Here is a 14,238-nt window from a genome sequence, read left to right on the forward strand (position 1 = left end):
CGACACAACCGCATAAACGTTCACTCCTCTCATCTCTCATGGAGCCTTCCACTGGTCGTTTGCCGTTTCCGTTGCAGAGAGATAGGCCTCGGAACTGCTGTGGTTAATTCAAGTCCAACAAACAAGTTGCGCCCAGACGCACCTCCACTTTCTCTAGCCGGATGTTGCGTTTTTTGTGGTCCGGTGCCGGTCCGATGGGGTATAACCACAGTGGCCTATCGGCCTGGGTATCTCCGTTTGCGCACTCGATGGAGCTGGTATGCCGCGTCGCACAGTCTCACTGCTGCTTTCCGCGATTTTCGTGCCAATTGGCGTCACCCTCCCGCTCTCGGCGGCTACGGTCCGGGAGGCGGAGAAGCTCTTTCTGGTGGGCAAATACGAAGAATGCGTAAGCATGGCGGCGACGGAGATTGAGCGCGAAGTGCGGTACGAGCCGTGGCGACGCGTCAAGGCCGAAGCGGAAATGGAACTTGGCCGCTACGCCGATGCCCGCGAAACGGTAGAGGAGGGAGTCAAATCTTATCCGTTGAGCATCGAGATGCGGCTACTTGCCTGCAAAGTGTTTCGGTACAACAACATGCCGCAGGCGGCCGCGACTCAATTGCGTCAGGTCGCAACCATCGTCCGCACTCGACTCAGCCGCCGTGCCTCGCCTGATGAACGGTTGGCAATGGGAGCATACTTGCTCGAGCAGGGTGCTGATGCGCGCCAGGTCCTCGAACTGTGCTACGACCCTGTTTCCAAAGGATTCCCCGACTACGTCGATGTCCACCTCGCCACGGCCCAGCTCGCTCTGGACAAGTACGACAATCGCTTAGCTGCAAGCACCCTGCTCGCCGTGGCCGAGCACTCTCGCAACCATCCCGACTATCACTACTTGTTGGCCCGTGCGTTCTCGGCCGACGATCGCGAGCGTGCCACCGAAGCGCTTCAAAAAGCGCTCGAGCTCAACCCTCGACACGCCCGCAGCCTGTTGATGGTTGCAGAAAGGTTGATTGACGGCGAACAGTACGACGAGGCGCACCAGACGCTTGCCAAGGTGCTAAAGACCAATCCAAAGCATCCCAAGGCGTTGGCGTACAAAGCCGTACTGGCGAACATTCAAGGTGAGCCAGACCAGGAGAATGCTCACCGCGAGGCGGCACTGGCGAATTGGCCGCAGAACCCCGAGGTCGATTACACGATCGGCGCCAAGCTCTCGGACAAGTATCGCTTTGCCGAAGGCGCCACATATCAACGCCGTGCCCTGACGATCGACAGCCATTACCTGCCCGCGCGAGTTCAATTAGCGCAAGACCTGTTGCGGTTGGGGCAGGAAGACGAAGGCTGGCAATTGATTCAGGACGTGTTTGCTACCGATGGTTACAACGTTGTCGCTCATAATCTAGTCACGTTGCACGATAGTTTGGACGAGTACCGCGTATTGCAAAACGACTCGTTCCGCGTGCGAATGCCCCAACACGAAGCGGCCATCTATGGCGAGCGAGTCCTCGAATTGCTTGACGAAGCGAAGCGTGTGCTGTGCGACAAGTACGAAGTCGAACTCGGTGGTCCGGTCGTGGTAGATATCTTCGCTAACAAAAACGATTTCGCCGTCCGTACGTTCGGCATTCCAGGCGCCGATGGGTTTTTGGGTGTCTGCTTCGGCAACGTCATCACGGCCAATAGTCCCGCCGCCCTCGGGCAGTCCAAGGCCAATTGGGAAGCCGTGCTGTGGCACGAATTCTGCCACGTCGCCACGTTGCAGAAATCGCACAACAAGATGCCTCGCTGGCTGAGCGAAGGTATTTCGGTCTACGAGGAACTCCAGCGCGACCGCGGCTGGGGACAGACGATGAACCCCACCTACCGCCAATTCATTCTCGATGGCGAGATGGCGCCGCTTAGCGAGCTGAGCTCGATGTTTCTGGCACCAGAGAGCCCCATGAAACTGCAGTTTGCTTACTTCGAGTCGGCGATGGCGGTGGAGTACATCGTCGACAATTACGGCATCCAGGCGATCAAGAACATTCTCGACGAACTGGCCAATGGCGAATCGATCAACGAGACGCTCGTTCGCCACGTTGCACCCTTGGGCAAGCTCGATGCCGAATTCCGCGACCATCTGCTGGAGCAGGCTAGACTATTGGGGCCAGAGCTCAACTGGGATGAAACAACTCTTTCACCCAGCGCCGATTCCGATGCAATCGCTCAGTGGCTGGAAGACAACCCCGACAACTTCTATGGATTGGCTCGCTACGCGCAAGCGTTGACGCGCGAGGAGGACTGGCAGGCGGTGCTCGAACCGGCCAAGCGCCTGCGGGAGTTAGCTCCCGAATACACCGGCGCGGGCAATGCGTACGCGCTGTTGGCTCGAGCTTACCGCGAGTTAGGCGAAACGGCCGCCGAGCGCGAAGCACTCGAAGCGTGGAGCGAGCGCGATGGCGATGCGATGGACGCTTATGTACGTCTTATTGAAATTGGCGTGGCAGCCGAAGATTGGCAATTGGTAGCGGCCAATGCTCGACGGATGCTGGCGGTGGACCCGCTCACGCCGATTCCGCACCGCCACATGGCGGAAGCTGCCGAGCAGCTTGGCCAGTCGTCCGAAGCAATTGCCGCCTATCGGGCGCTACTGCAGTTCGATACGGTCAATCCGGTGAACACTCATTTCCGCTTGGCCCAGTTGCTGCGCGACGAAGGCCACACCGATCAGGCCCGACGCGAAGTGTTACTCGCTCTGGAAGATGCGCCGCGATTCTTGGCCGCGCATCGCCTGCTGTTAGAGCTTGCCGAAACAGAAAACGCCGAGATGGACGAGCCCTCGACATCGCTGGGAGTTATCGAAGAAGAAGAGGAGCCATGATGCAATTCACTCAACGTCTGCAACCGATCCGATTCGTAGCAGCCGCGTTGTTCCTGGCGATTGCTGGTGTTGTCGCCGCGCAGCGTGGGTTCGACGATTGGTACAATGACTACGACGACCGCGGCGGCGTGCCCGACTGGGAGAACGAAGCGGGCTTCGAGAAAGATGTATTTACTTTCGCCCGAGTGCAGTGGAGTTCCGATGGCGGCCGTTACGGTGGTGGCAGTCGACGAGGCTGGGGTCGCCGGCGCGGTGGTGGTTGGCGAACCGACTGGCCCCACAGCGACAACAATTTTTCATATCGACTTCAACAGCTGACTTCACTGAAGGTCAATCCGGAGCCCGTGATCGTCCGCCTGACGGATGACGGGCTGTTCGACTATCCGTTCATCTATATCATCGAACCGGGAAGCCTCAGGTTCTCCGAGTCGGAGGTGGAGTCATTGCGACGCTATTTGCTGAGCGGTGGATTTCTAATGGTCGACGATTTCTGGGGCGACTACGAATGGGCGAACTTCGAACGCGAAATCAAGCGTGTTTTTCCTAAGCGTCCCCTCGTCGAATTGCCGCCTGATCACGAAGTCTTCTCGTGTGTGTATCGCCTTAAGGAGAAGCCGCAAGTCTGCAGCTACCATCGGGCACAGGAGAACCGCGATTCAAACGGGCGTGTGTTTCCCGGGAGTGAGACTGTTACGTGGGAAGACGGTCACGGCGGCGATTGCCGGACGGTTCACTACAAAGGCATATTCGACGACAAAGGCCGAATGATGGCCATCATCTGCCATAACACTGATTTGGGCGACGGTTGGGAGCGCGAGGGGATGGCCGAGTGGTACTTCAGCGAGTTTGCTGAGAATAAGTCGTACCCCATGGGCATCAATATCGTGGTCTACGCAATGACGCATTAAGCAGTTCAGCGGGCGAAGAGAATCTCAGGCGTCAATCCTTAACGAGAATGGACAGCGCTGGGCAAGTCATCGTGGCTAGTTGTTGATTGTGGATATTCTGGAAGGCAAGTGCATTCGCAAGAAACGGTGATTAGGTAGTTTCCTCTAAATCAATGGAGATGTCGTGGGCGTTGAGATCGATAGCTGCGAGCAAGAACAAGAGGTCGTCGAGCAAATTCGTGACGGCAATCGGCGAATTCGTGAAGAGTTGTCCAAAGTCATTATTGGCCAGCAGGAAGTGGTCGAGCAGCTCCTCATCACGCTTTTTGCCGGCGGGCACTGTCTGCTAACTGGCGCGCCCGGCTTGGCAAAGACGTTGCTCGTGCGGTCGATTGCCCAAGTGTTCCACCTCAAATTTCAGCGCATTCAATTCACGCCCGATTTGATGCCAGCTGACATTACCGGGACAGAAATCCTGGAAGAATCGACCGACGGTCACCGACGACTTCAATTCGTCCACGGCCCCATTTTTGCCAACGTCATTCTGGCCGACGAAATCAACCGTACACCGCCCAAGACACAAGCCGCGTTGCTCGAAGCGATGCAGGAGCACCAAGTCACCGCTGGCGGAGTTCGCTATCCGCTTGACGAACCGTTTTTCGTGCTCGCGACCCAAAACCCAATCGAAATGGAAGGTACTTATCCGCTACCCGAAGCGCAGCTCGACCGATTCATGTTCAATGTGGTGATCGACTACCTTCCCGAAGACGAGGAAGTCGACGTCGTCACTGCAACGACTTCGCGCAAGCCTGAGCCCATCGAGCCCATCTTCAACAGCGAAGACGTATTGCGGTTTCACGAGATTGTCCGCCGGGTGCCAGTTGCCCGTGAAATGGTCCGCTACGCGGTTCGCCTGGCGGCTGCCTCGCGGCCGGGGCAGGCAGAAACCCCTGCGTTCGTCAACGATTGGGTAAGTTGGGGCGCCGGCTTGCGGGCAGGACAGTACTTGATTCTGGGTGCCAAGGCGCGAGCGCTCTTGCAGGGCCGTTCGCACGTATCGCCCGACGACATCCGTGCCCTGGCTCACGCCACGCTTCGCCATCGCACACTCATTGGCTATCGCGCCGAAGCCGAAGGAATCACGGTCGACGATGTGATCGATCGCCTGTTGAAGCATGTGGCCGTTCCCACCACGTAATGCCACCCCCCACCGCTAGTTCACTCAACCTGTCGCATTTTCAATATGCCTGCTTCGCTGGACAATCACACGACCGATGGTCTCGGGAAGAACGCCGGCACAACGCGTGGCGTGAACTTCATGGACCCGAAGACGTTGATGCAAATCAAGAATTTGCAGATGCGGGCCAAAGTGATTGTCGAGGGGTTCTACACGGGCATCCATCGCAGTCCATATCATGGTTTTTCGGTGGAGTTTAGCGAGTACCGCCAGTACGTACCGGGCGACGATGTACGCTATGTCGATTGGCGGCTGTTCGCTCGCAGCGACCGCTATTACGTCAAGCGGTTCGAAGACGAGACAAACGTGCTGTGCTACCTGCTGGTCGACACCAGCAAGTCCATGGGCTTCGGGGCCAATGGCATCACGAAGCACGAGTACGCTCGAACCATGTCCGCCACGATGGCGTACTTTTTGTACTTGCAACGCGATGCGGTCGGGCTGGCGATCTTCGACGAGCACATCAGCGAGTACCTTCCGCCACGACATCGTACCGGGCATCTGCGGCACTTGATGGCCGCCCTGCAGCGCGAGCCACAGGGAACAGGGACCAATCTCGCGCAGCCCCTCGAACAAATCTCCAAGACGGTTCGCAAACGCGGAATGGTGATCTTGATCTCCGATCTGCTCGCGCCGGTCGAAGTGCTGGCCACGCAGCTCGGATATCTCCGATCGCGTGGTCACGATGTGGTCGTCCTGCGTGTACTCGATCCGAGCGAATCGACCTTCCCGTTTACCAACCCTCGCATTTTCCACGACATGGAGTCGGGAAGGAAGATCTACATTGATCCTCAGGCGGAGCGCGAACGCTACCTGGAAGCATTCAACAACCACGCAGCCGGATTGACAAAGGTCTGCAACGACTTGGGCGTGGAATTCGTCGTCTGCCCCACGGATCGGCCGCTTGAGTTATCTCTGTTCGATCTGCTGCGAGCACGGATGCTGCAAGGCCGCACTCCCTCGCACAACGACCGTAAGGCCAGGAGGGTGACGTGAGCGTACTTGCACCACTCTACTTGCTGGGCCTGGCGGCCATCTCATTGCCGCTGCTATTTCACCTCATTCGCCGCACGCCCCGTGGCGAAATGCTGTTCAGTTCATTGATGTTCCTGCAGCCATCGCCGCCCAGGCTGACCAAACGCAGTCGACTGGAAAACCTGCTGCTGCTACTACTCCGAGGTTTGGCATTAGCGTTGCTGGCGTTGGCTTTCGCGCGACCGTTGTTTCGTCAGGCCGCTCTCGTGACTCCCGAAGACGTAGGGCGCCAGCGCGTGGCAGTGCTGGTCGACACCAGCGCCAGCATGCGGCGGGGCGACCTGTGGCAGCAAGCGGTGAAGGCCGTCGACAAAACTCTGTCGGAGTATCGCCCGCAAGATCGATTCGCCGTGTACGCCTTCGACGAGACGCTTCGGCCGATTGCAAGCTACCAGGATCTCGCCGGTCTTGATCCTGCGCGGCGTCGAACGGCGGTTGCGGGCATACTGAAACAAACCGATCCGACTTGGGCGGGAACTCATTTGGGACAGGCAATGGCCGATGCCCTGGCATCGCTAGAAGACATGCGCGATTCCGACAGCGAGGACGTCGCCACACCGCGGCGGATCGTACTCATCAGTGACTTGCAGGCCGGTTGCCGGCTCGATGCCATCAGTGGCTACGAATGGCCCGAGGATGCAGCATTGGAGGTCATACCCCTGACGCTGGACGATCCCACCAACGCCGGACTGCAGTTGCTCGGTCAGCAGACGGCCCAAACAGTGGAAGATGCCCGCGATCAGCGGCTTCGCGTTCGCGTTACGAACACCGCAGGCTCGAATGTAGAGAACTTCCGATTGCAGTGGCAAACCCCAGCGGGGCAGTCGCTGGAGAGTCCAATCGATGTACACGCTCCTTCTGGGGAGAGCCGCGTCGTCCGTGTCCCACCACCCAAGTCCACCGTCTCTAGCGTGCAACTGGTGCTCGCCGGCGACAGCTTCGACTTCGACAATACGATTCACTACTTACCGCCGGCGCGCGAAGCGCTGCACGTCGTCTGCATTGGCAGCGACGATCCCGATGACACCGATGGAATGGCTTACTACCTGAACAGGGCCATTCAAAGTGATGCTTCGCGATCCGCCGAAGTGGTTCACGTCGCACCCGGCGCACAGGCGGTCATCGAGAGCGAACCGCCACAGCTCGTGGTCGCCACAAGCCCGCCATCGGACTCACAAGCCGTCGAGCTTCGTCAGTTCGTGGAGCGCGGCGGGCTGCTTTTGTACGTGGTGACGGGCGAGGAGGATGCCGCGCCGCTGGCCACGATGCTGGAACAGAGCAAGGTCGAGGTCACTAACGTCGAGCCCAACGACTATGCCATGCTGGGCGAGATTGAGTTCGACCACCCCCTGTTTTCCGCGATGGCTGGGCCACAATTCAACAACTTCGCGCAGATCCTGTTTTGGAAGTACCGTCGATTGAACGAAGCATCGCTGCCGGACTTGAATACCATCGCCCGGTTCGACTCGGGCGACCCGGCTATTTTGCAACGTTACATCGGCACAGGTGAGCTATTGGTCATGACCGCTGGCTGGTCCCCCGGCGACAGCCAGCTGGCCCGATCGTGGAAGTTCCCACTGATGCTCGCGTCGCTCATTGCAAGTCATCACCGCGACAGCACGTTCCGCCCGAGCTACCAGGTGAACCAGCGGGTGCCGCTGCCCCATGGAATCGACTTGCCAGACAGTCCTGTCGTCACCAAACCAGGCGGCGAAGAGATTCACCTTACCAGCGATGCGACGGCCGTTGACGGATTCGACGCCCCAGGCGTCTATCGCGTGGCCACGCGGAGTGGTTCGACCGAGTTTGCGGTGCATCTCGACCCAACGGAAAGCAATACCGCTCCATTACCAAAGGAAGTATTGGAGCAGGCTGGAATTCAGCTGTCGACGGAGTTTGACGTCGCCGCCGAGCAGGCAAAGATGCAGCAGATGCGCGACGTGGAACTGGAAGGCCGGCAAAAGGTCTGGAAGTGGCTCGTGGCGTTGGCAATTGTCATACTAATCACCGAGACGTTGCTGGCTGGTTGGCTGTCTCGTCCCGCCGAGCAGGCACTTGCTGCGGCATGATCCGAAACCCGAGGTAAGTCAGGAACAACGGATGATCCAGGAACTTCACAGAATGCTCCGTTCCGTTCGCTCGCGCATGCAGATCGTGCGGCAGCGGTGGGCGCTGGCAATCTGCTGGCTACTATGGGCGGCTGTTGCCGTACTGCTGTGGTTCAATACGGAGTACTTTGGATTAACCAGTGAGCAACTTGCTCTCACGATTGCTGGTGGTGCAATTCTGACCGCCGTGGTTTGTCGGATATTCATCTTGCGGAGCTTACGTGACCCACATTGGTTAGCTCAGCAAATCGAAGCGAAACACCCAGAGCTTGGTGCTTCTCTGCTGGCTGCGCTCGAGCAGGCACCGTCACCGCGAGTTAGCACTTTGGGCTACCTGCAGTCGTCCGTCGTTCGCGAAGCGGTTAACCATGGCCGCAAGCACAATTGGAACCGCGCCGTTTCCATCGCGCAACTCGGACTTGCCCAACTAGCGCAACTGGTAGCGTTTGCTTTGCTCGTTGCAGCATGCTTGTTGCTGTTGAATCGACGCGAAGCAGTCGCACGGTCCAGTAGCCCTACGCCCGATCTTCCGATACCAACACAGCGACTCGATCTCGACGTGAGCATCCAACCTGGCGACACGGAAATCGAACGCGGGACGACCTTGCTTGTGGTGGCCGAGTTTGGGCACGAAGTTCCCACTGAGGCGACACTCATACTTGAGCCGGTGGGCGCTGCTACGGATCTCAATATGGCTGAAAGAGTAGGCTCTCTCCCCATGACTCGCAGCTTCGAGGATCCGAAGTTTGTCGGTCGGGTGGCGTCGGTCGACAGTGATCTTTTGTATTCGGTCGCGTACGCGGGCCAACAGACCGAGCAATTTCGCGTAACCTTGTTCGACTATCCCAGACTAGAACGGGCCGACGCCGAACTTGTATACCCCAACTACACTTCGCTTGAGTCCAAGGTAATTGACGACGTTCGTCACGTCACAGCGGTGGAAGGCACGCAGCTCACCTTTCGCTGCCGCTTGAACAAAGAAGTGAAGAGCGCCGCTTTCGTCGACCAGGACGGCGAGGAAGTGCCGCTACTGCGGACCGACAACGAGGCGCCGGTCGTAGCCGTGACGCTTACACTCGACGAGACTTGCCGTTACAAGCTTCTGCTCACCGATGAGCAAAACCGTCAGAACAAGCTGCCACCCGAGTTCTTGGTGAAAGTCACGCCAAACCGACCTGCCAGACTCAAGATCGCCCAACCCGCCCGCGACGTACGTGTCTCGCCTATCGAGGAACTCGAAGTGGCGGGAAAAGCGTCCGACGATTTTGGCTTGTTGCGGAGCGGCATCAGCTACTCAATCGGCGGGGACAAGCCGCACGACATTGTGCTAGTCGATCACTCTGCGGAAGACGCCGTGACTAAAAAGTCGCAGTTAGCGCACCTTGTCGACTTCGAGGCACTCGACGCCGAGCCCGATCAGTTGCTGTCGTACTACGTGTGGGCGGAGGATATTGGTCCCGATGGCGAGGTTCGACAGACGATGAGCGACATGTATTTTTCCGAAGTGCGGCATTTCGAAGAGATCTTCCGCCAAGGCGATCAACCCACCCAACAGGAGCAGCAGGAACAGCGAGAGCAGCAACAACAGCAACAGCAGCAAGGACAAGGAACCTCGCAGCAAGCCGAAGAGCTTGCCGAACTGCAGAAGCAAATTATCAATGCCACCTGGGCGCTCATTCGCCGTGAGACCGCCAATCAGCCAACGCCGTCGTTCGTTGACGATGTCAATGTGCTCATCGAGTCGCAGCAACAAGCGCAGGGGCAACTCGAGGAACTGTCGAGCGAGCTTACCGATCAGGAATCGATCGAGCACGCCACTGCAGCACAGGAGCAAATGGAAAGCGTCTTGGAACGCCTCGGAGAGGTCGTCGAAGCGGCCGGCACCAACGGACTGCGGCCCGCCCTGTCGGCCGAGCAGGCCACCTACCAGGCGCTGCTGAAACTCCGCGCGCGCGAGTTTGATGTCGTTCAGGACAATCAGCAGCAACAACAGCAACAGGGTGCGCAGTCAAGCAGCGCCTCGGGGCAAAACAGTCGTGCCCAACAACAGCTCAACCAGCTTGAATTGTCGGCGGATGAAAATCGGTACGAGACACAAAGCCGCGCACAAGATCAGCGTGAACAGGCCCAGGGTGGGAGCGAGCAGACGCAACAGATGTTGGACCGTCTTCGTGAGCTGGCCCGCCGACAGGAAGATCTGAACGAGCGAGTCCGTCAATTGCAGTCGGAACTGGAGGCCGCGCAGAACGAGGAAGAACGCGAACAGATCGAGCGGGAGCTCAAGCGGTTGCGCGAGCAACAGCAGGAGATCCTTCGTGACACCGACCAGTTGCAGAGCGACATGGAAAGCTCGGAAACTCCGCAGCAAACCGAGAATGCACAACAGCAACTCGAGGAGACTCGCGACCGAATACAACAAGCCACTGAAGCGCTCGAGCAAGGCCGGATATCGGACGCCGTTTCTGAAGGCACCCGCGCCGAGCGCCAACTCAGCGAGCTGCGCGATGAATTTCGCCGACGCGCGGCCGACGACTTCAGCGAAGAAATGCGTGAACTTGGCGACTCGGCCCGGCAGCTCGATGAGCGGCAACGCGAGTTGACCGAAGAGCTTTCGCAGCAACAAGAACAACAAAACCGATCGTTGCGAGACGGCGGCGCCCGGCAAGAAATTATGGAGGGTCTCGCCGAGCAGCAGCGAGCGTATGATGAACTTATCGAGCGCATTCAGCAAACAGTGCGCGAAGCCGAAGAACCCGAGCCACTCCTCGCCCGGCAGCTTTACGAAACCGCGCAGGAAGCCAACAACGACCAGGTTTCCGAGGCACTCGAAGTCGCCGAACAACTTCTCGATATTGGCATTGTGAATGACGCCACTGAAACCATGCGCTCCGCGGGCAGTGGCATCCGGCAACTGCGCGAGGGAGTTGAGAACGCGGCCGAGAGCGTGCTGGGCGACGAGACCGAAGCGCTCCGCCGCGCGGAGCGCGAACTGGAAGATCTCGAGTCGCAGCTGAATCGCGAAATTCGTCAAGCCCAGGGCGAAGAAAGCCCCTCTGAACAGCCAGGCGAGAGGCCGTCGGGCGAGCAGCAACGCGAGCAACAGCAAGGCCAACCGGGTGAAGACCAGTCGGGTGAAGGAGAGCAGCCTTCCGAACAGCAGGGCCAGAACGGCCGTGGACAACCTGGCCGCGAACAACAAGCCGAGCCCCAGCAAGACCCCAATGGCCAACGGCCGCAAGGCGAACAATCTGGAGAACAACAAGCGCAACAAGGCCCACAGCAACCGGGGCAGCCAGGTGCTGGTCGAGGTGGCCAACAACAAGACCAACGACCGCAAGAGGACTCCGAAGAGCAATCCGGCCCACAACAGGCAACCGACAGACAGGATGGCCAGCGTGGCGGTGGCTTGCCGCGCGACTTGGCGGAGTGGCTGGGCGCTTCGCCAGCTGGCCCCGGCGGTCCGATCACTGGCGACGATTTCCGTGAGTGGAACGACCGCATGCGTGACGTGGAGGACCTGCTGGACGATCCGGAACTGAGGGCCGAAGTCGCCCGTATTCGCGATCGCGCAGAAGCCGCTCGGGCCGACTTCAGGCGATTTTCCAAGGAGCCTGATTGGGACCGATTGATCGATGCGGTGGCCGAACCGCTGGCCGAATTGCGTGAGCGAGTTCGCCAGGAGAGGCAACGCAGAGAGTCGCCCGACTCACTGGTTCCCATCGACCGCGACCCGGTCCCGGTCGAGTACGCCGATACCGTGGAGAAGTACTACGAACGTTTGGGGAGTGGCGAATGACCGAGTGGGGTCTATGGGGCGCTCCCGAATGGGCTGGTACGGCGCTCGTGTTGTTTGGCATCGGGTTCGCAGCTTTGCTGTGGGGCTACTGGCGTGCGCCGTCATCGATTGGATGGCGTGCGGCATCCGCTGCACTCAAGGTCATTGGGTTGGCTGCACTGGCACTTTGTTTGGTCGAACCGCTCACTAGCGTTGTCCGCCCCCGTCCTGGCGCAAACTTATTTGCCGTGGCTGTCGATAACAGTCAAAGCCTGCGGATTCGCGACTTCCGCGGCGGGAAGACACGGGGAGAAGAACTTCAGCAGATGTTACTTGCCGAAACGCACTGGCAAACACACCTGGACCAGGAGTTCGACGTGCGGCGGTTTGAGTTCGACCGGGGGTTACACGATGTCAAAGATTTCACCGGGCTCGATTTCGCCGGTGAGGCATCCAGCTTCGCTTCGGTGCTAGGTGAACTTGAGCGACGTTTCCGCGGTCTACCGATGGGAGGAGTGCTGCTCCTTACGGATGGCAACTCCACCGACGCGTTTAGTGGATCACTCGACTGGTCCGGAGTTCCTCCTATCTATCCCGTCGTTGTCGGCAGCGACGATGTGCTGCCGGACGTTAGCGTCGACAATATTTCAGTACGACAAACCAACTTCGAGACCGCCCCTGTAACAATTCATGCCGACATACGATCCATTGGCGCCGGTGAGCGGGAGGTCGAGGTGGCGTTGTTGGACGAGAAGTCAGATACGATCGAAACGCAAACCATCCAGGTTCCCGCCGAATCGGAGGTTGCCACCGCGCGGTTTCAAGTCCGTCCGGAACACGCGGGCGTGAACGTTTTTCATGTGACAGCGACCGGCGGTGCCGATGAAGCGGTGGAAGAAAACAACTCACGAGGCGTCGTAGTCGACAACGGCAAAGGCCCTTTTCGCGTCCTGTACGTATCGGGTCGGCCCAACTGGGACTTCAAGTTCCTTCGTCGGGCCCTCGCCGACGACGACCAGTTGGAACTGGTCGGCCTGATTCGTATCGCAAAACGGGAACCAAAATTCACCTTCCGCCGCCAAGGCGAGGGTTCGGGCAATCAACTCTTCGAAGGCTTCAATCGCGACGACGAAGACACGGCCGAACGCTACGACGAACCAGTGCTGACACGAATCGGCACCCGCGACGAAGAGGAACTTCGCGACGGCTTCCCCAAGTCGGCGGACGAGTTGTACGAGTACGATGCCATTGTGCTGGACGACGTCGAGACCGATTTCTTCTCGCAAGACCAACTGACGATGATTGAAGGCTTCGTGAGCCGCCGGGGCGGCGGCTTGTTGATGGCCGGCGGCGTCGAGTCGTTCGCCGAAGGAGGATATCGTCGAACGGCTGTTGGCGACTTGCTGCCAATCTACTTGGAGACGGATCCGGCAAACCACCCTGATTCGCGTGAAGACGGTTTTCGGCTGATCCTAACTCGCGAAGGATGGTTGCAGGATTGGGTGCGGCTGCGAAAAACCGAGGACGAAGAGAAAGCGCGGCTGGCGAGCATGCCGTCCTTCCAAACCTCGAATGCTGTGGGAAATCTAAAGCCCGGCGCCATGGAACTCGCGAAGGTGGCCGACGCTAGCGGTACCACGTATCCAGCGCTGGTCGCTCAGCGATTTGGCCGCGGCCGCTCGGCCGCTCTGTTAATCGCTGACATCTGGCGGTGGGGTCTGCGCCGCGGAGAGGTTGAAAATGACGACCTGGAAAAGTCTTGGCGACAGACGATCCGTTGGCTGGTGGCGGATGTTCCGCGACGAGTGGAAATCGAGGTGGACGCAGCGGCCGACAACGACACCACAGCCAATGCCACGACAATCAAGATTCGTGCCCACGATGCGGAGTACTTGCCACTCGAAAATGCCACTTTGCAGATAGCGGTCCGAACGCCGGATGGCAATCAGGTTGAGTTGTCGGCCGAGGCCGACGACGAAGAGGCGGGCCTGTACGTAGCCCAGCACCACTCGCGCATCCCAGGCCCTCACCACGTATGTGTGACCGTCACCGCCCCCGATGGCTCGCCCGTCGGCCAGTGCGAGGCAGGTTGGGTGGCTGAACCGCTCGCCGATGAATTTCGGCAGTTACGGGTGAATCGCGCACTGCTCGATGAAATTGCGGCAAAGACCGGTGGCCAAGTGTTGGAGTTGGACGATCTCAATGCATTTGTTTCGGGGCTTGATCAACGCGAAATGCCCGTGACCGAAACGTGGATCAACCCGCTCTGGCACCATCCGGCATTCTTCACATTTGCCATCGCGTGCCTCGTGGGTGAATGGGGACTGCGGCGTTGGAAGGGACTAGCGTAA

7 protein-coding genes are annotated in these 14,238 nt (G+C 58.9%); all 7 read left to right on the forward strand.

The annotated features are described in order from the left end of the window. The first annotated feature begins 259 nt into the window (after nt 1-259). Complete coding sequence (locus ACQK2L_RS20785; RefSeq protein ID WP_425398967.1) at nt 260-2,845, forward strand: tetratricopeptide repeat protein; 2,586 nt, start codon at nt 260-262, stop codon at nt 2,843-2,845. Next, nucleotides 2,842-3,753 carry a DUF4159 domain-containing protein gene (locus ACQK2L_RS20790; protein WP_425398968.1) on the forward strand — a complete coding sequence of 304 codons (912 nt, stop codon included), beginning with the start codon at nt 2,842-2,844 and terminating at the stop codon, nt 3,751-3,753. Before ACQK2L_RS20785 ends, ACQK2L_RS20790 begins: the two co-directional genes overlap by 4 nt. 163 nt (nt 3,754-3,916) lie before the next feature. After that, the gene (locus ACQK2L_RS20795; RefSeq protein WP_425398969.1) at nt 3,917-4,930 is read left to right on the forward strand and encodes an AAA family ATPase; all 1,014 of its coding nucleotides are present in this window, start codon (nt 3,917-3,919) and stop codon (nt 4,928-4,930) included. Between the two features lie 45 nt (nt 4,931-4,975). After that, on the forward strand, nt 4,976-5,965 hold the full coding sequence (locus tag ACQK2L_RS20800) for a DUF58 domain-containing protein (RefSeq protein ID WP_425398970.1): 990 nt from the start codon (nt 4,976-4,978) through the stop codon (nt 5,963-5,965). Further along, the gene (locus ACQK2L_RS20805) at nt 5,962-8,073 is read left to right on the forward strand and encodes a BatA domain-containing protein (RefSeq protein ID WP_425398971.1); all 2,112 of its coding nucleotides are present in this window, start codon (nt 5,962-5,964) and stop codon (nt 8,071-8,073) included. Before ACQK2L_RS20800 ends, ACQK2L_RS20805 begins: the two co-directional genes overlap by 4 nt. A 52-nt stretch (nt 8,074-8,125) precedes the next feature. Beyond that, a complete protein-coding gene (locus ACQK2L_RS20810) occupies nt 8,126-11,908 on the forward strand; it encodes a hypothetical protein (RefSeq protein ID WP_425398972.1) in 3,783 nt (1,260 codons plus the stop codon). Beyond that, nucleotides 11,905-14,238 (forward strand): glutamine amidotransferase, encoded by a 2,334-nt coding sequence (locus ACQK2L_RS20815; RefSeq protein WP_425398973.1) that lies wholly within the window; start codon nt 11,905-11,907, stop codon nt 14,236-14,238. The genes ACQK2L_RS20810 and ACQK2L_RS20815 overlap by 4 nt, the downstream gene beginning before the upstream one ends.

Origin of the sequence: Aeoliella sp., assembly GCF_965227375.1 — a bacterium.
In the GTDB taxonomy this organism is placed as follows: domain Bacteria; phylum Planctomycetota; class Planctomycetia; order Pirellulales; family Lacipirellulaceae; genus Aeoliella.

What these genes read in the sequence shown, in the direction of transcription:
- ACQK2L_RS20800 (WP_425398970.1), top strand. Translation starts at nt 4,976, where the DNA reads ATGCCTGCTTCGCTGGACAATCACACGACCGATGGTCTCGGGAAGAAC.
- ACQK2L_RS20790 (WP_425398968.1), top strand. Translation starts at nt 2,842, where the DNA reads ATGATGCAATTCACTCAACGTCTGCAACCGATCCGATTCGTAGCAGCC.
- ACQK2L_RS20815 (WP_425398973.1), top strand. Translation starts at nt 11,905, where the DNA reads ATGACCGAGTGGGGTCTATGGGGCGCTCCCGAATGGGCTGGTACGGCG.
- ACQK2L_RS20785 (WP_425398967.1), top strand. Translation starts at nt 260, where the DNA reads ATGCCGCGTCGCACAGTCTCACTGCTGCTTTCCGCGATTTTCGTGCCA.
- ACQK2L_RS20810 (WP_425398972.1), top strand. Translation starts at nt 8,126, where the DNA reads ATGCTCCGTTCCGTTCGCTCGCGCATGCAGATCGTGCGGCAGCGGTGG.